Source organism: Streptomyces tamarix (assembly GCF_032423885.1).
GTDB lineage: Bacteria > Actinomycetota > Actinomycetes > Streptomycetales > Streptomycetaceae > Streptomyces > Streptomyces tamarix.
Genome location: NZ_JAWCTQ010000030.1, coordinates 13,435 through 31,835, shown reverse-complemented (window position 1 = coordinate 31,835; position 18,401 = coordinate 13,435). Strand labels below are relative to the sequence as shown.

At 72.8% G+C, this 18,401-nt stretch carries 16 protein-coding genes; 7 read left to right on the top strand and 9 right to left on the bottom strand.

Going from position 1 to position 18,401, the window contains the following annotated elements; translation table 11 throughout:
* Positions 1 to 44: 44 nt before the first annotated feature.
* Entirely contained in the window at positions 45 to 1,076 is a 1,032-nt protein-coding gene (gene glpX, locus RND61_RS21885; protein ID WP_315879737.1) for a class II fructose-bisphosphatase, read from the bottom strand.
* Between the two features lie 135 nt (positions 1,077 to 1,211).
* On the opposite strand from glpX, the gene RND61_RS21880 reads away from it, so the two are divergent.
* Positions 1,212 to 1,727, top strand: a complete 516-nt coding sequence (locus RND61_RS21880) for a DUF4245 domain-containing protein (protein WP_315879782.1) — start codon at positions 1,212 to 1,214, stop codon at positions 1,725 to 1,727.
* 105 nt (positions 1,728 to 1,832) lie between these two features.
* Here the strand turns inward: RND61_RS21880 and ppgK are convergent, their stop codons facing one another.
* Positions 1,833 to 2,573 (bottom strand): polyphosphate--glucose phosphotransferase, encoded by a 741-nt coding sequence (gene ppgK, locus RND61_RS21875; protein WP_315879736.1) that lies wholly within the window; start codon positions 2,571 to 2,573, stop codon positions 1,833 to 1,835.
* A 154-nt stretch (positions 2,574 to 2,727) separates the two neighbouring features.
* Positions 2,728 to 3,711: a 4-hydroxy-3-methylbut-2-enyl diphosphate reductase gene (locus RND61_RS21870; RefSeq protein WP_315879735.1), complete on the bottom strand. Its 984-nt coding sequence runs from the start codon at positions 3,709 to 3,711 to the stop codon at positions 2,728 to 2,730.
* 89 nt (positions 3,712 to 3,800) lie between these two features.
* Here RND61_RS21870 and xseA point away from each other — a divergent pair, with 89 nt between their 5' ends.
* The 3 genes from xseA (at position 3,801) to RND61_RS21855 (ending at position 6,114) form a co-directional block, all read left to right on the top strand.
* Complete coding sequence (gene xseA / locus RND61_RS21865; protein ID WP_315879734.1) at positions 3,801 to 5,033, top strand: exodeoxyribonuclease VII large subunit; 1,233 nt, start codon at positions 3,801 to 3,803, stop codon at positions 5,031 to 5,033.
* 94 nt (positions 5,034 to 5,127) lie between these two features.
* A complete protein-coding gene (locus RND61_RS21860) occupies positions 5,128 to 5,373 on the top strand; it encodes an exodeoxyribonuclease VII small subunit (protein WP_315879781.1) in 246 nt (81 codons plus the stop codon).
* A 150-nt stretch (positions 5,374 to 5,523) separates the two neighbouring features.
* Positions 5,524 to 6,114 carry a malonic semialdehyde reductase gene (locus tag RND61_RS21855; protein ID WP_315879733.1) on the top strand — a complete coding sequence of 197 codons (591 nt, stop codon included), beginning with the start codon at positions 5,524 to 5,526 and terminating at the stop codon, positions 6,112 to 6,114.
* A gap of 468 nt (positions 6,115 to 6,582) precedes the next feature.
* Here RND61_RS21855 and RND61_RS21850 read toward each other — a convergent pair whose 3' ends face one another.
* A complete protein-coding gene (locus RND61_RS21850; RefSeq protein WP_315879780.1) occupies positions 6,583 to 7,071 on the bottom strand; it encodes a DUF6542 domain-containing protein in 489 nt (162 codons plus the stop codon).
* A gap of 599 nt (positions 7,072 to 7,670) precedes the next feature.
* On the opposite strand from RND61_RS21850, the gene ychF reads away from it, so the two are divergent.
* Positions 7,671 to 8,759, top strand: coding sequence for a redox-regulated ATPase YchF (ychF, locus tag RND61_RS21845; protein ID WP_315879732.1), 1,089 nt, complete (start codon positions 7,671 to 7,673; stop codon positions 8,757 to 8,759).
* Positions 8,760 to 9,320: 561 nt separating this feature from the next.
* Here ychF and RND61_RS21840 read toward each other — a convergent pair.
* From RND61_RS21840 to RND61_RS21825, 4 genes are all read right to left on the bottom strand, one after another.
* Positions 9,321 to 10,673: a hypothetical protein gene (locus RND61_RS21840; RefSeq protein WP_315879731.1), complete on the bottom strand. Its 1,353-nt coding sequence runs from the start codon at positions 10,671 to 10,673 to the stop codon at positions 9,321 to 9,323.
* The gene (locus RND61_RS21835) at positions 10,670 to 12,655 is read right to left on the bottom strand and encodes a hypothetical protein (protein WP_315879730.1); all 1,986 of its coding nucleotides are present in this window, start codon (positions 12,653 to 12,655) and stop codon (positions 10,670 to 10,672) included. The genes RND61_RS21840 and RND61_RS21835 overlap by 4 nt, the downstream gene beginning before the upstream one ends.
* Complete coding sequence (locus RND61_RS21830) at positions 12,652 to 13,443, bottom strand: toll/interleukin-1 receptor domain-containing protein (protein WP_315879729.1); 792 nt, start codon at positions 13,441 to 13,443, stop codon at positions 12,652 to 12,654. Before RND61_RS21830 ends, RND61_RS21835 begins: the two co-directional genes overlap by 4 nt.
* A gap of 319 nt (positions 13,444 to 13,762) precedes the next feature.
* Complete coding sequence (locus RND61_RS21825; RefSeq protein ID WP_315879728.1) at positions 13,763 to 15,007, bottom strand: helix-turn-helix domain-containing protein; 1,245 nt, start codon at positions 15,005 to 15,007, stop codon at positions 13,763 to 13,765.
* 608 nt (positions 15,008 to 15,615) lie between these two features.
* Between RND61_RS21825 and RND61_RS21820 the strand changes: the two genes are divergently transcribed.
* Positions 15,616 to 16,320: a VanZ family protein gene (locus RND61_RS21820; protein ID WP_315879727.1), complete on the top strand. Its 705-nt coding sequence runs from the start codon at positions 15,616 to 15,618 to the stop codon at positions 16,318 to 16,320.
* Between the two features lie 279 nt (positions 16,321 to 16,599).
* Here the strand turns inward: RND61_RS21820 and RND61_RS21815 are convergent, their stop codons facing one another.
* Positions 16,600 to 17,382, bottom strand: a complete 783-nt coding sequence (locus tag RND61_RS21815) for a TetR/AcrR family transcriptional regulator C-terminal domain-containing protein (RefSeq protein WP_315879726.1) — start codon at positions 17,380 to 17,382, stop codon at positions 16,600 to 16,602.
* A gap of 89 nt (positions 17,383 to 17,471) precedes the next feature.
* Here RND61_RS21815 and RND61_RS21810 point away from each other — a divergent pair, with 89 nt between their 5' ends.
* Entirely contained in the window at positions 17,472 to 18,383 is a 912-nt protein-coding gene (locus tag RND61_RS21810; RefSeq protein ID WP_315879725.1) for an alpha/beta fold hydrolase, read from the top strand.
* The last annotated feature ends 18 nt before the right edge of the window (positions 18,384 to 18,401 follow it).

Sequence of the window (18,401 nt, the reverse complement as noted above, 5' to 3'; positions counted from 1 at the left end):
GGCAACCGCCCGGCCGGAGGCCGCCGTCGGGCGCGGCCCCCGGGCTACTTCGCCCGGTCGAAGTCGATCTGGCTGTACGCGCGCAGCTTGGACAGCCGGTGCGTCGAGTCGATCTGCCGGATCGTGCCGGACTTCGAGCGCATCACGAGCGACGAGGTCGTCGCCGTCTCGGAGCGGTAGCGGACCCCGCGCAGCAGCTCGCCGTCGGTGATGCCGGTCGCCACGAAGAAGACGTTGTCGCCGCGCACCAGGTCGTCCGTGGACAGCACCCGGTCCAGGTCGTGGCCCGCGTCGAGGGCGCGCCGCCGCTCCTCCTCGTCCTTGGGCCACAGCTTGCCCTGGATGACCCCGCCCAGGCACTTGATGGCGCAGGCGCTGATGATGCCCTCGGGCGTCCCGCCGATGCCCATCAGCAGGTCGACGCCGGTGCCCTCGCGGACCGCCATGATCGAACCGGCCACGTCGCCGTCCGAGATGAACTTGATCCGGGCGCCCGTCTCGCGGATCTCCTTGACGACGCCCTCGTGGCGCGGCCGGTCCAGGATGACGACGGTGACGTCCTCGGGCGCCGAGTCCTTCGCCTTGGCCACGCGGCGGATGTTCACCGACACGGGCGCGTTGATGTCGACGAAGTCGGCCGCCTCGGGGCCGGTGACCAGCTTGTCCATGTAGAAGACCGCGGACGGGTCGAACATGGCGCCCCGGTCGGCGGCGGCCAGCACGGCGATCGCGTTGGGCATGCCCTTGGCGGTGAGCGTCGTCCCGTCGATCGGGTCCACGGCGATGTCGCACTCGGCGCCGGTGCCGTCGCCGATCCGCTCGCCGTTGAACAGCATCGGGGCCTCGTCCTTCTCGCCCTCGCCGATGACGACGACGCCGTTCATCGACACGGTGGAGACGAGGGTGCGCATGGCCCGCACGGCCGCGCCGTCGGCGCCGTTCTTGTCGCCGCGGCCGACCCAGCGGCCCGCCGCCATCGCGGCGGCCTCGGTGACCCGGACCAGTTCCAGGGCGAGGTTGCGGTCGGGGGCCTCGGGGGAGACCTCGAGTTCGGACGGCAGATGGTGCTCGGTCATCGGAGCGCACCTTTCTGTACGGCGACGGCCGGTGGTGAAGAGGGTGCTGTGACTCTATCGGTAAGCCGACAATATGAGCAGAGGGGCCCACGGATGAGCGGGACACACTGATGCGACCATAGGGGGGTGGCAGGTATGCGAGGCAAGCAGACGGTGCGCGGGATGTTCCAGTCGATGGCGGTGATCTGCGCCGCCGCCGGGGTGATCTACCTCTTCGTCCCGCACGACGACACGGCGGACCCGATCAAGCCGGTCGACTACCGCGTCGAACTGGTGACGGCCCAGCGCGCCGCGCCGTACCCGGTCGCGGCCCCCGAGGGCCTTGGGGCGGACTGGCGGCCGACGTCGGTCTCGTACGACCGGCAGGAGGGCGACGCCTGGCACCTGGGCTTCCTCACGCCGGAGCGCGAGTACGTCGCCGTCGAGCAGTCCACCGACTCCCCGGTGAGGTACGTCGTCAGGGTCACCCACGACGCGCGGGACACCGGCAGGACGCAGCAGGTCGCCGGGCGGGCCTGGCAGCGCTGGGAGGGCCCCAAGTACGACGCCCTGGTGCTGCGCGAGGAGGGCGTGACGACCGTGGTCACCGGCACGGCGTCCTTCGAGCGGCTGGGCCAGATGGCCGCGGCGCTCAAGGCCGAGCAGGGCTGAGCCGGGCTGAACCCGGGCCGAGTCGGGGTGAGCCGGGGTGAACCCGGGCCGAGCAGGGCCGAGCCGGGGTGCGGCGCCCGCCGCCCGGGCGCCGCACCGGCCCGGCTAGCGTCCGGCGGCGGCCATGGCCGCGCCCACGATCCCGGCGTTGTTCTGCAACTGCGCGGGGACGATCTCCGCCCGGACTCCGTGGATCAGCGGCAGGAACTTCTCCGCCTTGCGGCTCACCCCGCCGCCCACGATGAACAGCTCCGGGGAGAACAGCATCTCCAGGTGGGCCAGGTACTTCCGCACCCGGTGCGCCCACTCCTCCCAGCCGAGGTCCTTGTCCTCCTTGGCCTTCGTCGACGCCTGCTTCTCGGCCTCCTTGCCGTTCAGCTCCAGGTGGCCCAGCTCGGTGTTGGGCACGAGGCGGCCGTCGACGAAGACGGCGCTGCCGATGCCCGTGCCGAACGTCAGCATGACCACCGTGCCGGTACGGCCCCGGCCCGCGCCGTACGTCATCTCGGCGACGCCCGCCGCGTCCGCGTCGTTCAGCACCGTCACCGGCAGCCCGCCCAGCCGCTCGCCCAGCAGCACCGCGGCGTCCACGTCGATCCAGCCCTTGTCGACGTTGGCGGCCGTACGGACCGTCGAACCCGTCACCACACCGGGGAACGTCACCCCGACCGGACCCGACCAGCCGAAGTGCGCCACGACCTCCGCGACGCAGCCCGCGATGTCGGACGGCGTCGCGGGCTGCGGGGTCAGTACCTTGTGGCGGGGCTCGGCCAGATCGCCGCGTTCCAGGTCCACGGGAGCGCCCTTGATCCCCGACCCGCCGATGTCCACTCCGAAGACGTTCATGGACACCACGTTACGGCGCGGGGGCGGCGCGCACCGCGAGGACCGCGGCATCACCGACCGGGCGGACCGGCACACCGGGCGCACCGGGCGGACCGGCCGACCCGCGGACCGGGCCGACCGGCCGCCCGGCGAACCGGGTGGAAGGACGCGGCTCCTAGCCCTCCGCCATCGCGGCGGCCTCGGCGCGCAGGTCGCGGCGCAGCTCCTTCGGCAGCGAGAAGGTGATGGACTCCTCCGCCGCCTTCACGATCTCCACGTCCTCGAAGCCGCGCTGCGACAGCCACTCCAGGACGCCCTCGACCAGCACCTCGGGCACCGACGCGCCGGAGGTGACGCCGACCGTCGACACGCCCTCCAGCCACGCCTCGTCGATCTCGTCGGCGAAGTCGACCAGGTACGCCTCGCGGGCACCGGCCAGCTTGGCGACCTCGACGAGGCGCTTGGAGTTCGACGAGTTGCGCGAGCCGACGACGATGACCAGGTCCGACTCGGCGCCCATCTGCTTCACGGCGAGCTGGCGGTTCTGCGTGGCGTAGCAGATGTCGTCGCTCGGCGGCGAGACCAGCAGCGGGAACTTCTCCTTCAGCGCGCCGACCGTCTCCATCGTCTCGTCGACCGACAGCGTGGTCTGCGACAGCCAGACGACCTTCGACGGGTCGCGCACCTCGACCTTCGCCACGTCGTCGGGGCCGTCGACCAACTGGATGTGGTCGGGCGCCTCGCCGGACGTGCCGATGACCTCCTCGTGCCCCTCGTGGCCGATGAGGAGGATGTCGTAGTCCTCCCCGGCGAACCGCACGGCCTCCTTGTGGACCTTGGTGACCAGCGGGCACGTCGCGTCGATCGTCGCGAGCTTCCGCTCGGCCGCCTCCTCGTGGACGATCGGGGCGACGCCGTGCGCGGAGAACATCACGATGGAGCCCTCGGGCACCTCGTGCGTCTCGTCGACGAAGATGGCCCCCTTCTTCTCCAGGGTCTGCACGACGTACTTGTTGTGGACGATCTCGTGCCGCACGTAGATCGGCGCGCCGTACTGCTCCAGCGCCTTCTCGACGGCGATGACGGCGCGGTCCACGCCCGCGCAGTAGCCGCGCGGAGCGGCGAGGAGTACCCGGCGGGCAGGAGGCGTAGGAGTCATGCCCCCATCGTACGGGTGGGCGGATCAGGCCGAAGATCCGCCGAGGGCGGGAGCGGCGTGTTGTCGGCGGCGGCGCGTACGCTCCCCGTATGGCACTGACTACGTCCGCCGAAGCCCCGCTGCCCGTCGGCCAGGTGTCCCGGCTCATCGGGGGGTGGATCGACCGGCTCGGCGCCGTCTGGGTGGAGGGCCAGATCACGCAGTTGTCGCGGCGGCCGGGCGCCGGGGTGGTCTTCATGACGCTGCGCGACCCGTCGCACGACGTCTCGGTGAGCGTGACGTGCTACCGCCAGGTGTTCGACGCGGTCGCGGACGTCGTGACCGAGGGCGCGCGGGTCGTGGTGCACGCGAAGCCGGAGTGGTACGCGCCGCGCGGCCAGCTCTCCCTGCGGGCCGCGGAGATACGGCCGGTGGGCATCGGGGAGCTGCTGGCCCGGCTGGAGCAGCTGAAGCGGTCGCTGGCCGCGGAGGGGCTGTTCGCGGCGGAGCGAAAGCGACCGCTGCCGTTCCTGCCGCAGTTGATCGGCCTGGTGTGCGGTCGGGCGTCGGCCGCGGAGCGGGACGTGCTGGAGGTGGCGCGGCGCCGCTGGCCGGCGGTCCGCTTCGAGGTGCGCAACGTCGCGGTGCAGGGCGTCCACGCGGTGCCGCAGGTGGTGCGGGCGGTGCGGGAGCTCGACGCACTGGAGCGGGTCGACGTGATCGTCGTCGCGCGCGGCGGCGGCAGCGTCGAGGACCTGCTGCCGTTCTCCGACGAGGAGCTGGTGCGGGCGGTCGCCGCGTGCCGCACGCCCGTGGTGTCCGCGATCGGGCACGAGCCGGACTCGCCGCTGCTCGACCTGGTCGCCGACCTGCGGGCGGCGACGCCGACGGACGCGGCGAAGAAGGTCGTCCCGGACGTGCGGGAGGAGCTGGAGCGGGTGGGCCTGCTGCGGGACCGCGCGCTGCGCTGCGTACGCGGGCTGCTGGAGCGGGAGGAGCGGGGCCTGGCGCACGCGCTGGCCCGGCCCGTGATGGAGCAGCCGCAGCGGATGGTCGAGGAGCGGGAGGCCCAGGTTGAGGCGTTGCTGGCGCGGAGCCGCCGGGTGCTGGGGCACCTCCTGGACCGGGCCGACTCGGAGCTGGCCCACACGCACGCGCGCGTGGTGGCGCTGTCGCCGGCGGCCACCCTGGAGCGGGGGTACGCGGTGCTCCAGCGGCCGGACGGCTCGGTGGTGCGCTCGCCGGACGAGGTGGCGGGGGACGAGGAGCTGAGGGCCCGGGTCGCGGCCGGCGAGTTCACGGTGCGGCGCGTGGACGGCGGCGGTGTCGGACCCCGGCCGTAGGGTGGAGGACATGGCGAGGGCGGAGGACATGGCGGCGGACACGACGGGCACGGCGGACGCGGCGGCGGCCGGCGGGGCGACGGCCGGTGCGGCAGTGGTGGAGAGCGGCACGGCGGTGGCGGAGAGCGGCGCGGTGATCGGGTACGAGCAGGCGCGCGACGAGCTGATCGACGTGGTGCGCCGCCTGGAGGCGGGCGGGACGACGCTGGAGGAGTCGCTGGCCCTCTGGGAGCGCGGCGAGAAGCTGGCGCGGGTCTGCCGCCACTGGCTGGAGGGTGCCAGGGCCCGGCTGGACGCGTCGCTCGCGGAGGAGCGGGAGGACTCCGACCAGGAGGAATAGGCGCCGCGCGGGGGTGCGGGCGCCGCACGGCGAGGCACCACGTCCCGCATTTAGTTGAAACTTCACCTACCCCCGGCGTACGGTGGAGGCATCGCGCGGTGCTCCGTCGCGCGGCACCCCCTGACTCCGTACGTCGGAAGGCACCACCCCATGTCGCTCGCCCTCGACCCCGCCGCGCAGGACCTGCTGTTCCGCGAGGCCCGCACCGCCAACACGTTCACCGACGAGCCGGTGACCGAGGAGCAGGTCCAGGCGATCTACGACCTGGTCAAGTACGGCCCGACCGCGTTCAACCAGACGCCGCTGCGCATCGTCCTCGTCCGCTCGACCGAGGCCCGCGAGCGCCTGGTCCCGCTGATGGCCGAGGGCAACCGGGCCAAGACCGCGACCGCCCCGCTCGTCGCGATCCTCGCCGCCGACAACGAGTTCCACGAGGAACTGCCGAAGCTGTTCCCCGCGTTCCCGCAGGCCAAGGACGCCTTCTTCGCCGAGCGCCCGGTCCGCGAGTCGGCCGCCACCATGAACGCCGCCCTCCAGGCCGCGTACTTCATCGTCGGCGTCCGCGCGGCGGGCCTCGCGGCCGGCCCGATGACCGGGTTCGACTTCGCGGCCGTCCAGAAGGAGTTCCTGGACGACGACCACACGCCGCTGATGATCGTCAACATCGGCAAGCCCGGCGACGACGCCTGGTACCCGCGCTCCCCGCGCCTGGAGTACGACGAGGTCGTCACCACCGTCTGACGCCCCTTCCGCGAGGAGGGCCGACAGCAGCCCGCCGGCCGAGGTGCGGCCCGGGGGGCCAACCCCCTTCCCGCGAGGAAGGCCGCCGAGCCGGCGGCCCCGCGGCATCCTGACGCCCCTTCTGCGAGGAGGGCCGACAGCAGCCCGCCGGTCGAGGTGCGGCCCGGCAGTCCGACCCTCTTCCTGCGAGGAAGGCCGCCCAGCCGGTGGCCGAGGCACGGCCCGGCAGTCCGACCTCCTTCTCGCGAGGAGGGCTGCTGGGCCGGCGGCCCCGCGGCACCTCCCTTGAGGCGGCCCTGCGGCACCACCCCCTGGTGCCGCAGGGCCGCCTCTCCACGTACCGCCCCGGGTGCCACCCCGCCCCAGGTATCGGGGGCTCCGGGTACCGCCCTGCCTCGGGCGCCCGGGTGCTCCGGGTGCCGGGGCGCCGGGGTGCTCCAGGGTCGGTGCGGGCGCCTGGCCCCGTCGTCAGGGCCGCCGCTGGGCCGTGGCCCGTGCGGCGGCCGCGGCGGCTGCCCGCTGGCGCCGCCCCATGAGCCGTACCTTCCGCACGCAGGCGATGAGCCCGGCCACCAGCGTCCCGCCGTACAACCACCCCGCGTGCACGGCGAGTGCCGTCACCAGGGCCATCGTGTGGCCGCCGACCCCGCCCTCCCCGCCGGCGATCGGCACCACCCCGACGGCAAAGGCGATGGGCGCGCTGATGGGCGCCGTCACCAGGTCGGCGCCCCGCACCCAGAGGGCGGTCGCCGCGCTGACGGGCAGGAACAGCAGCCCGTACACGAGTGGCGAACCGTCGAACAGCAACCGGTCGAGGCATCCGGCGAGCAGCATGGCGGCGGCCGCGAAGAGACCCCCGCCGAGCCCGGTGAGCCGGGGTCTGGGCAGCCGCCGCACCGAGGCGAACAGCCCCGCGAGCCCCCGCGCCCCCGCGCCGGACGCCCCGCCTCCCCGCATCCCGGGCCGGGCCGCGCCCGGATCCACGCCGCGGCCCCCGCGCCCGGTGCCACGGGGACCGGGCCCTTTGCCGCCCCGCGGACCGGGCCGGCCGTCGCCCCGCTGCGGTCGTCCGCCGGGCTGGCCTCCGAACCGACCCCCGGGCTGTCCCCCGCTCGGCGCTCCCGGCGGAGGATCGAGCCGCCCACCACGCCGTCCACCGGACCGCCCGTCCATGTGTGCACCCTCCTGGCCGCCTCGCCGCGAGCCGGCCCGACCGGCCGCGCCCTCCCCGCCCACCGGGCCCGCCCCGGTGACGCCCTCCGCGTCCGCGCCCCGGGGAGGGGCGGGCCGCGGCGGCCTCGGACGGCGGGGGGAACTGCTCCTGTGCTGCTCCACGGTGACAACGTAGGCGGGGGGCGGCCCGAAAACCGGTACGAGACACACCTTTGGGGTGACCTTGACGTGAAGTCCACCGTCCCGACCCGACCGCCCCCGCCCGGACCCTTCCCCGACCACCCCGCCCGGGCCCGTCGCCGCCCGCCCGTCGCCGGGGGCGCCGGCACGCCCGTAAACTGGGGGGTCGGCCCACCATCCACACTTCTAGGGAAGTCGCCAACGTGTCGCTCACGATCGGAATCGTCGGCCTGCCGAATGTCGGCAAGTCGACCCTGTTCAACGCCCTGACCAAGAACGACGTGCTGGCGGCCAACTACCCGTTCGCCACGATCGAGCCCAACGTCGGCGTCGTCGGCGTCCCGGACGCGCGCCTCGACAAGCTGGCCGAGATCTTCGGTTCGCAGCGCGTCCTCCCGGCGACGGTCGACTTCGTCGACATCGCGGGCATCGTGCGCGGCGCGAGCGAGGGCGAGGGCCTGGGCAACAAGTTCCTGGCGAACATCCGCGAGTCGGACGCGATCTGCCAGGTCATCCGCGCCTTCAAGGACGAGAACGTCGTCCACGTCGACGGCAAGGTCTCGCCGAAGGACGACATCGAGACGATCAACACCGAGCTGATCCTCGCCGACCTCCAGACCATCGAGAAGGTCCTGCCGCGCCTCCAGAAGGAGTCCCGGATCAAGAAGGACGTGGCGCCGAAGGTCGCCGCGGTCGAGGCCGCGAAGGAGATCCTGGAGCGCGGCGACACCCTCTTCTCCCACGGCATCGTCCAGGGCTCGGAGAAGGCGGAGCTCCTCCACGACCTCCACCTGCTCACCACCAAGCCCTTCCTCTACGTCTTCAACGTCGACGAGGAGGAGCTGACGGACGAGGCGTTCAAGGACGAGCAGCGCGCCCTGGTCGCCCCGGCCGAGGCGATCTTCCTCAACGCCAAGCTGGAGGCGGACCTCGCCGAGCTGGACGAGGAGGACGCCATGGAGCTCCTCCAGTCCGTCGGCGCCGAGGAGCCCGGCCTGGCCACCCTGGCCCGCGTCGGCTTCGACACCCTGGGCCTCCAGACGTACCTCACGGCCGGCCCGAAGGAGGCCCGCGCCTGGACGATCAAGAAGGGCGCGACGGCCCCCGAGGCGGCCGGTGTCATCCACACCGACTTCCAGAAGGGCTTCATCAAGGCGGAGGTCATCTCCTACGACGACCTGGTCGCCACCGGCTCGGTCGCCGAGGCCCGCGCCGCCGGCAAGGCCCGCATGGAGGGCAAGGACTACGTGATGCAGGACGGCGACGTGGTGGAGTTCCGCTTCAACGTCTGATGGACGACACGCCACCGCATCGCCGACCTGGAGAACGCACAGATCCGAAGGGGCCTGGCCTGTCGAGGTCAGGCCTCCGGTCAGTTCCCGCGCAGGGAACGTGCGGGGATGCCGGTGAGGCTCCCGTGCTGGTTCGTGGGCCGCGGCTCCGTGGGAGGGGGACGCGGGGCGGCCGAACAGCTTGCGCTCACGCTTCCTCGCGGCTCCGCGTGCCTTCGTGGAAACACATCCGCACCTGCACCGCTCGGTTGCGTGCCAGGGGATGGGGCAGCGGGAACGGTCGGGCGGGGCGATGGTGTGGTGACACAGGGGCGCGATCGTCCGTACAAGCACCGTCCGGTCGACTCCATCGGCCACACCGGTGGGATGGTTCCCGGTCGCTGTGACGGCTCACACTCGGCGTCCTGAGCTCGTTCGTCTCCTGCTCACTCCCCCTTCCCGCCCTTGCCCGAGGCAGCGTCCCGGCGAGTGAGGGCCTTGCCCGGGCCTCGGGACAGGAGAGGGCTCCCCCGCCGCGGTGTGCGGTGAAGGGGAGCCTCGAAGAGCCGACCGCCTACCGGATCAGTTTCCGGCCTCGTCGTCCTCGTCCCGTGCGCGAGGTGCGGCGGGCCGGTGCGGGCTGTGGGAGGCGTCCCAGAAGTACGGAGGTGCCGTACCGTCCTCGCTCGTCTCCCACCAGCCTTGGTTCCGTTCGCCCGTGCCGCTCTCCGCCGCCCCCGGCGTGAACGCGCCCGCCCCGGCCTCCGGGTCCGCGGTCGCGGTGGTGAACGGCGAGTCCCCTGGGGCTGGGGAGCCCGGCGACCAGGGCCCCGCGGTGTACCCCTCGCCCGAAGGCCCACCCTCCGGTCCCTCGTCCCCGCCCTCGTCCGGTGCCGGGAGAAGGGTCCGCCTGATCTCGTCGGCGGCTTCGTGCAGTCCAGCGGCTTCCAGGCTCCGCACCACACGGTGCACGAACACCGTGTACGCGTCCATGTCCGGCTTCAGGCCCACTGCCGTCAGCAACAGGAGCAGCCGGTCCGAAACCCCCACCTCCTCCTCGCGGTCGAACGGTCCTCCTCCTTGGCCGTGTCCGTCCCACAGCGGGCCTCCGACGGTCGCTTCGCTCCGCGCGGCCACGGGTGGGACGAGCAGGTGGCGGAAGAGCTCGGGCACCTCCTCGTCGTTGGCCGCCGCCGCGATCTGGGCGAGCGGGCCGATCATGTCGACCGCCTTCTCGATCTCGTTCTCGTGGCGGGTGAGCCACCACACCACCGCGCTGCCCGGGCTCTTGAGCACGTCGTCACCGAGGTAGCGCCGCTTGTTGCGCTCGTGCTGACGCTCGTACTCCCAGATCTCCTCGTCCTTGCGAAGGTCGTTCAGCTTCCGCAGGCGCTCGCGGTCGGCGGGGGCGAGGGTCAGCGTCACATCGGCTGCCATGGCTTTCACCCGTCCGCTCCGGTCCGGGAGCGGGACGCCCAGTTCCCCTTCCAGGAGGTACCGCGCGAAGTTCGCCCGGCCGGGCTCCTCGTGACGGACGACCTCCAGGGCCCGGCTGACGATCGAGGAGACGGCGAGGGCAGGGAAGGCGCCGTCGGACCGGTCGGCGTGGTCGGGGACCGGCCACCACCACACGGTGGCGGAGAAGAGGAAGTCGTAGCCGTCCACCGCGCTCGGCAGCGCCGCGTCGACCACCCGCGTCTCCTGGTACGGCGGCTCCGCCGGCGCGGCAGGCGGCTCGGGTTCCCCGGACTCGTAGGGGTCGGCCGACGCGTGGCCACCGCTGAGGACCGTCATCACGAGCAGCAGGGAGCCCGAGGCCGTGACCATGGACATGAAGCCCCACAGCCACGCCGACCAGTCCAGGAGGTTTCCGAGCGCAACCGGTGCGAGGCCGCAGAGAGCGACGAACAGCAGGCTGGGAAATCGGTGCTTCATCGTGCCTCTTCCGTGGTCCGTGGTCCGGTGCCCGCACGCCCCGCACTTTCCGTGCGGGCGTACTGCGCGTGGTCGATGTGCTGCCAGAAGAGGGCGGCGACGGCCGCCCGGGAGGAGCGGCGCGCGGTCCCCGCCCAGTCGCAGGCGATGGCGTAGAGGCGGTGGAGGGCGGCCGCGTGGCCGTGCGTCGCCCTGACCAGCACGCCCAGTGCCATCTCCCGCGTGTTGTCGTGCGCCACGGCGTTCAGCCAGCTCTTCACCAGCGGGTTCCACAGCTCCGTCGGCGGCTGGGAGAAAACCGCCTCCCAACCCAGGAACAGGTCCGGCCACGGCGGCGGGTCCGGTGCCCGGCCGCTCTCCAACAGCTCTGTGAGCAGGGAGAGGTGGGGCTCAGCCCCGTGCGGCTCCCGACGCGTCCGGTTCCGCAGGCGGTCGATCAGCAGCCGGTAGAGCCGACGCTCGCGGCCGGCGAGGTCGAGGAGCGCCTCCCGGGCCTCGCGCGCCGCTTGCCCCTTCCGTACGGCGAGGTAGTGGAGCCGCACCATCGCCTGATCCGGGTGCGTCGCGCCGAGGCTCTGGAGGCAGGCCGCGGTCAGGACGCGGACGAGACCGTCCGACAAGGGGCCGGACCTCACGCACTCGTACATCCGCCTGCGGAACCACCCCCCGAACCTCTCGTGGCTGAGGCCGAGTTCGAGGGCCGCCACGGCTCGCGGCTCGCAGGACACCCCGGTCGCGCTGTTCGCCCAGCGGACCACGAGGTCGAAGAGGTGGTCGGGCCGCCCGACGGCCAGGGACCGCTCACCGAAGCGGACGACCACGTTCACACGGTCGTCGGTGGTCAGACCGCGAAGCCCGGCCGTATGGCCGATCCAGTCCCTGAGGTCATCACGCGCCCCGGGGAAGTTCGCCCAGAAGTACGTCCGCACCGCGTCGGCGTAGGCCAGCCGCTCGAAGCGGAGCCGCCCGTCCGGGTCCCGCTCGATCCCGAGTGCCGCCAGCCGCTCCCCGAAATCCGTCCGTGCGAGCTCGGTCGTCGCCTCTTCCTCGTGCCTCACCGTCCTCATCAGGCCGTGCCACGCCTCGTAGACGGTGTCGGCGCGGGCCTCCTCGAACATCGCCGTCGCGAGCAGCAGGGCCCGCTCGGGCGCGGTGCGGACCGCGGCCACCTGCCGGCCCACCTCACCGGCACGGTCGGTCACCGCGTGCATCGCCTGGTCGAGCCATCCGGCGAAGTCGGTGCCGAACCGGCCGCTGTCACGAGCGGCCCTCACCAGACCCGCGAGCCGCGCCAGTTCCCGCATGGGGGAGTGGTCGCACAGGCGCTGGAGGTCGGTGTTCTCCAGGTCCGCGGAGCGGAAGACCATCCGGTCCATGCGGAGGTGTCGGGTGACGACGGCGATGCCCCGGGGGCGCCCCAGCGTCACCGCGTGCGGTTCGAGATCCGGTGCGTGGGCGTGTTCCATGCCCGACGGCAGGACGACGACCATGTGGGCCCCCGCCTCCTGGACCTGTGACCGGCGCACGGCCAGGCGGCGCTGGGCCCTGGCGTACGCCTCCTCGTCGGTGATCCCGGAGAGGTCGAGGAGGAAGCGGTCCCCCTCACCGGGGACGAGGGGGTCCTCGTCCTTGTCCGTGGCGGGAAGCTCCTCGAACCGGACTCCCTCCTCGTCGGCGCCCCCGTCCTCACCGAGATCGTGCAGCAGCATGATCGCCGCGGCACGGCGGCCGCTGCCGGGCGGAGCCTCCAGCAGCACCACCGATCCGGGCTTCTCCAGGCGGTCGGCGGCGATGCGGTAGCCCGCCGGAGGCGCGAACCGGTCGGCCAGGCGCACCCGGTCCTCGCGGACGATCCGGAGGGGCTCGACCCCTTTGCGGATCAACCAGTCCGCGCCGACGCCGTAGAAGACGTACTGGGGCCCCACGCCGTTGTTCACCGGGCCGTGCGGATCGTTGACGGTGACGCGGTCCTGCTCGGTCATCGTCCGTCGTCCGAGCGCCGGTGCTCGCGCTCGAAGCGCTGGTGGACCGTACCGCTGTTGTCGCCCGCCGTGAACTGGACGCCGGTGTTGTCGCCCTGGAAGTGGGGCGCGTTGTACTGGTGTCCCCGACCGGTGTTCACGGGCCCCTGCGGCTCGTTGACGAAGGTGCCCAGGTCGCCGTTGAGGTTTCCGATGCCGCCGCGCACGCGCTGCTCGACGTCGCGCGTCCGCATCCTGGTGTGCCCGGCGTCCCGGGCCGACTTCTTGCGGGACTTCGCCTCCGCCCGCTCCCGCGCCGCACGGGCGTCGCGGTCCACCGCGCCCAGCTCGGGCAGCAGCCGGGCGAGGGCGTCGCCCAGTGCCGTCAGGTCCGACTCGGCGTTGCGGTGGTCGAACCGTCTGTACTGGCAGTCCGCCAGCTCCCGCAGGTCGTCCGGGAGGAGGGCGCGGTCGATCCGCGTGGCTTTTCCGACGAGCACGGGGATCACCAGGATCCCGCGGTCGAGCGCGGTCTGGATCTCACGACGGGTCCAGTCCTGCTCGGCTTCGAGGGCGGGGCGGCCGTCGGCCCCCCGCACCTCCGCCCAACGCGGGCCGATCACGGCGAGGAGCGCCTCGCACTCCTCCACCGCCCTGATCAGTTCCACCGGGAAGCGGTGTCCGGGCTCGATCGAGTTGCTGGCGAAGAAGATCCGCTCGCCGCCGAACCGCCGGGCGAGCTCCCGGGCGATCATGGTTGCTGCGGATTCCTCGTCGCCCGTGCGGTAGTTGACGAAGACGTCGGGCATGAAGGTTCCCTTCGTGAGAGGAAGACGGGGTGAAGGGGTACGGGCGCGGGGGCTGCGGACCGGGGCTCCGAGGCCCGGCACACCCGGGCCATGAGGTCCCGACCGCGTGACGGCACGGCGCGTCCACGGGAGGGCGTACGGATGGAGGTGCGCCGCCCGGTGCGTCACCGGGCGCGGACCGAAGGAGCCGGGGGCGCGGTGCGACGCGTCGGGCGGGGATCAGGGGGTCCCGCCGGAGAATGTGGGATCCGCAGGCCGGAGGGACCGGGTGGTCCGGCGAGCCGGGCGGCACGGGCCGGTGCCGGCCGTGGAGCCGGTGTCAGTCGTGCGCGGGGGCGAGCACCCGTGCCAGCGCCGGTTGCAGATCGCGTACGGCCCGGCTGCTCCGGAACCGGGAGAGCTCCCGCGCGAGACGACGGACGTCGCTGTTCACCGTCGCCGAGGGCACGGCCGGCATCACTCCCAGGAGCTCTCCGGCGATCGTGCACGCGTGCTCGACCTCTCCGGAGGCGGCATGGGCCAAGGACCTGCGGAAGCCGTACCGGGCACGGGTTCGCAGCGCGTGTGGCGGGAGGCGGCGGCACTCCCGGTCGAGGACCTCGGCGGCGGCCTTGGGGCGACCGAGGTCGTGCAGGCACCAGCCGGTCGTCATCGCCGCCGGATCGCTCACGTGGGTGGTGCCGATCACGGGCTCGGTGCCGCTGCGGGCGTCGTCGCTGTCGAGCAGCTCCCGCGCCTTGTCGAGGCTGCGGAGGCAGGCGCGTTCGTCGCCGACGAGCGCGTGCCCCTGTGCCTCCCGCTGGGCCGCGAGTCCCCGGATGCGCGGTGGGAGTCCGTCGCTCTGGGCCCGGCGGGCGAGGGCGACGGTGCTCGCGGCGTCCCCGCCGTAGAGCGTGACCAGGGCGCGTCGCACGAGCGCGTAGGAACCGAGGTGCGGATCGCCTCCCGCGCGCGCCAGTTCGGCGGCCTCACCGGTCCAGACGAGCGCCGCGCCGCTGTCCCCGGCCTCCTGGGCCATCCAGCCGGTGAACTCCGCGAACCTCGACGCGAGCAGGAGCGCGGGGGTCCGAGCAGCGGACGGGGCGTCGGCGGCCAGCCCGGCGACCATGCGCGTCTGCGTCTCCAGCAGGGGAAGCAGGACTTTCGGCGCGGTGGACTGGCCGAGCTTTCGTAGCTGGTCGAACTGCGCGCGGAAGGAGGGGAGCAGGGGATCGGTGGCAGGGGGCGCCTGACTACCGAGTTTCAGACCGATGTCGATCAGTGACCCCGTACCCGCCGCGAGGACCGCCCGGCGTCCGACGAGCCAGAGGCTCGGGGTGGCGGGGGTTTCGGTGACGTCCGAGTCGGTCTCGGGGCGGACGACCAGGCGCTGCAACTCGCCGTTCGCGCCGAGGAAGGCGTCGCACCGCCGGGCCAGCTCCGGAGACGCGGAACGCTCCCCGCGCTCGACCTTGCTGAGGTGCCCCTTGTCGTAGTTGAGCGCCACGGAGAACTCGGTCAGAGTAAGTCCCGCTTCCTGTCGCAGACGGCGAAGTTCCGGGCCGAAACGTAAAGCTGTACTCATCATTAACCTCCCCTTGAACAGTGGTGTGAGAGCCGTGCGCCCTCACGGGGAATCCTCGTTCGACGTACACCGGCCGACACGAAGGCCAAGGGTGGACACCCGTCGTGACGGAGTCGTTGCGCTTCGCGTCCGAGAGTGAGTTTGGCACGAGGCGTGCCTCGAGAATCGGGGTTCGGCGGGGTTGCCCGTTGCCTCTTCTGCCCTCCGCTGTTCCCTGTCGTGACCGGAGTCGGTCGAGAACGGGGCAAAGTGTGTTCGTGGGCGACAATCAGTGAGGCTGTTACTCACAGTCGTGTGAGTAACGTCGCCGTTATCCCCAGGCAGGGAGGTCGGTGGGCGTGGTGGACCTCGTGGGGCTTCGGATACTGCCCGACGGCCGGCTGCCCGCGGCCCCCACGGGCCGCGGCACCTTGCCGACGCCGTCGTGCGGCGTTGACGGCCCTGAGACCTCTCGTCCTTCGTCACGGCGGCCGGGCCGTGCGGTCACCGGCGGGGGAGCGTTCCGCTGCCGGCTCGCGCCGGTTTCCCGGTGGCGGGGGACGCGCGTATCGCCGGCGTATCGGAAAACGCATACGCCACCGCAACGGCCCTTCGTCTTCCCTGGAGGCGTGAACCACAACGCTTCCCTGACGGCGCCGCCCCGCCGCACGCGCCGGGCCGTGCTCCTCGGCCTGGCGGTCCTCGCCGTGGCGAGCGCCCTGTTCGCCGTGCGGCGGCCGCTCATGATGTCCGCTCCGACGTGCCTGGCCGGGCGGTGGCACGGCTGCCTCGACACGTTCAACGGCGTGGTGTTCGTCACCCTGGTCACGCTGCCGTTGGCCGTGCTGGTGGCGTGGGCCCTGGCGCGCCGACGGCGTGCCGCCGGCGCCGCGTCGGCGTGGCGGTCGTCGCTGGCCGAGGTGGGCATGGTCCACGGGACGGTGCCGTTCGTCTGGATGACCATGATGCCGGGCGGCGGGGCCGGTACCGTCCCCGGCCGGGTGAGCCTGGTACCGCTGCGGGACCTGCTCACGATGGGGCCGGTCGGGACCGTCGGCAACCTGCTGGTCCTCGCGGCGCTGGGGTTCTTCGCCCCGGTGCGGTTCGCGGCGCTGGCGTCCGTGCCGCGGGTCCTGGCGCTCGGGGCGGGCTGCTCCGCCCTGATCGAGACCGCCCAGTACGTCCTGCGGCTGGACCGGGTGTCCTCCGTGGACGACGTACTGGTCAACGCGGCCGGCGCCGCGCTGGCCGCGCTGGCGTCGCGCCGCTGGTGGCGCACCACGGTGGAAGCGCCGGCGGACCGGCCCCGCCCCGCGCCGGCACCGGCGGGCTGAGCCGGGTGTCCGTCGCGTGCACGCCCTCGCACGCGTCGGCGGCATGGCGCGTTGCTCAGTGGTCGAGGCTCGAAGTCCTTCGGGGGTTGACTCCCGCTGCTGTTGTGTGTGAAGTCCGGTCAGATCGCAGAGACGGCCGGGTAGAGGCCGCAGGCGCAGTCCGGGTATCTTCCGGGGCGCCGCCGAAATTGCACGTCGCCGCTCTCGCAGATGGTCATTTGCGAGGGGGCGGAGCATCGCGGGAGGGGAGAGGTCGGGCATGACCCTCCCGATGAAACATCAGGGAGCTGCGCTCGCCCCCGGACCGGCCGCAGGTGGCTCTGCCTCCGCGCGACCGTGCACGGAGGTCGCTCCGATGTCGTCGGGCTGAAGGAGCCCGGTGAGCACGCGGGTGAGGACGCGTTCGAAGAGCGATTCCGACGAATCCTCGGCCTCGGGCGGCTGCCCGGTCAGGGCGGTGGCGAGGTGCGGGTGGTGGCCCGCCATGGCGACCTGGGTGAGATATTCCGCCTGGGCCTGCTGCCACTGCGGGATGGTCTGCCCGGCGCGACGCTGGATCACCTCGGCGCGGGTCAGGGTGGAGACGACGGCATTGAAGATCGCGATGGCCTCCAGCTTGGTCCGGGGACGGACGTCGAGGTCGGCCAGCGCGGCCAGGGCGTGCTCCAGGTAGGTGACCGCGTGCGGCCCCACCGGGGTCCTCGTCGCGGTCGCGTCGAGCAGCCATGGGTGCGCGAGGTAGACGCCCCTGCTCTGCCAGGCCAGGGCGAGCAGGTCGTCGAGCCAGTGTCCGGAGCCGAGCTCGGCGTAGGAGATCTCGCCGTAGACCCGGTCGATCATCAGTTCCAGCAGTTCGTCACGGGTGGCCACATAGCGGTAGAGGGATGCCGGTCCGGCCCCGAGGGCGACCGCCACGGCCCGCATCGTGACGGCGGGCAGACCGTCCGCGTCGGCCAGGGCGATCCCTGCGGCGGCGATGCCGTCGCGGTCGAACGTGGGCGCCGGGCCGCGTCCGGCACGTTCGGGGCGGAGCCAGATGCTGCGGGCGGGCGGCTCGGTCATGAACCCCTCCTGTTCTGCGAACGACGTATGCAGTACCTTAGGTCACATTAACTGCGAACGCAGATCGCAGTAGATGGAAGAGAGCCGACATGCCCCAGGTGCAGCCGCAGCAGGAGTGGACGCCGACCCGGTACGCGCACAACGGCGACGTGCGGGTCGCCTTCGACCAACTGAAGGGCTCCGAGGGCGAACCGCTGCTGCTCATCATGGGCTTGGCCACCGCCCGGTTCTGGTGGCCGGCCGGTCTGTGCCGGGCCTTCGCCGACGCCGGGTTCGCCGTGGGCCGCTACGACCAGCGCGACGCCGGCCAGTCGACCCGGATGCCGGACACCGCCACCACCAACCCCTTCAAGGCCCTGTTCGCCAAGCGCGGGGACGCCTACACCTCCGAGGACATGACCGACGACGCCATCGCGGTGATGGACGAACTCGGCTGGGAGCGAGCCCATGTCTTCGGCCACTCCCTGGGCGGCACGATCGCCCAGCGGACCGCGCTGCGACACCCCGACCGGGTGCTCAGCGTCACCTCCTCGGCGGCCCTGCCCAGCGACGTCTCCGGCCTGGGGGTCCTGCGCCACCTGCGGTTCGGACTGCTCGCCAAGCTCGCCCGGACCAAGTTCCCCGAGGGCCGTGAGGGCGACATCGAGGCCGCCCTCACCGTCTGGCGCGGCATCGCCTCCCCCGGCTACCCCTTCGACGAGGCCGCAGCCCGCGCCTGGGTCGAGGCCGACGTGGACAGCGGCCCGCGCGACACCAGGGCGCAGAGTCGCCAGATCGGCGCCCAGTGGCACGGACCCAGGCTCAAGGACCTGCGCCGACCCACCCTGGTCCTGCACGGCGAGGAGGACCCGATCCTGCGCGTCAGCGCGGGGCGCGCCACCGCCCGGGCCATCGACGGCGCCCGCCTGGTGACCTACCCGGGCGTCGGCCACGATCTCCCCGCCGCCCTGTGGACCGACATCGCCCACCAGGTCAGCGACATGGCGGCCCGTCAGTCGTAGTCAGGCGGTGCGGACATG

Coding starts and splice junctions, on each gene's coding strand:
- RND61_RS21850 (WP_315879780.1), bottom strand. CDS start 7,071: ATGCGGGGAGGCGGGGCGTCCGGCGCGGGGGCGCGGGGGCTCGCGGGG.
- glpX (WP_315879737.1), bottom strand. CDS start 1,076: ATGACCGAGCACCATCTGCCGTCCGAACTCGAGGTCTCCCCCGAGGCC.
- RND61_RS21825 (WP_315879728.1), bottom strand. CDS start 15,007: ATGAGTACAGCTTTACGTTTCGGCCCGGAACTTCGCCGTCTGCGACAG.
- RND61_RS21835 (WP_315879730.1), bottom strand. CDS start 12,655: ATGACCGAGCAGGACCGCGTCACCGTCAACGATCCGCACGGCCCGGTG.
- RND61_RS21880 (WP_315879782.1), top strand. CDS start 1,212: ATGCGAGGCAAGCAGACGGTGCGCGGGATGTTCCAGTCGATGGCGGTG.
- RND61_RS21870 (WP_315879735.1), bottom strand. CDS start 3,711: ATGACTCCTACGCCTCCTGCCCGCCGGGTACTCCTCGCCGCTCCGCGC.
- RND61_RS21840 (WP_315879731.1), bottom strand. CDS start 10,673: ATGAAGCACCGATTTCCCAGCCTGCTGTTCGTCGCTCTCTGCGGCCTC.
- RND61_RS21815 (WP_315879726.1), bottom strand. CDS start 17,382: ATGACCGAGCCGCCCGCCCGCAGCATCTGGCTCCGCCCCGAACGTGCC.
- xseA (WP_315879734.1), top strand. CDS start 3,801: ATGGCACTGACTACGTCCGCCGAAGCCCCGCTGCCCGTCGGCCAGGTG.
- RND61_RS21855 (WP_315879733.1), top strand. CDS start 5,524: ATGTCGCTCGCCCTCGACCCCGCCGCGCAGGACCTGCTGTTCCGCGAG.
- RND61_RS21810 (WP_315879725.1), top strand. CDS start 17,472: ATGCCCCAGGTGCAGCCGCAGCAGGAGTGGACGCCGACCCGGTACGCG.
- RND61_RS21830 (WP_315879729.1), bottom strand. CDS start 13,443: ATGCCCGACGTCTTCGTCAACTACCGCACGGGCGACGAGGAATCCGCA.
- ppgK (WP_315879736.1), bottom strand. CDS start 2,573: ATGAACGTCTTCGGAGTGGACATCGGCGGGTCGGGGATCAAGGGCGCT.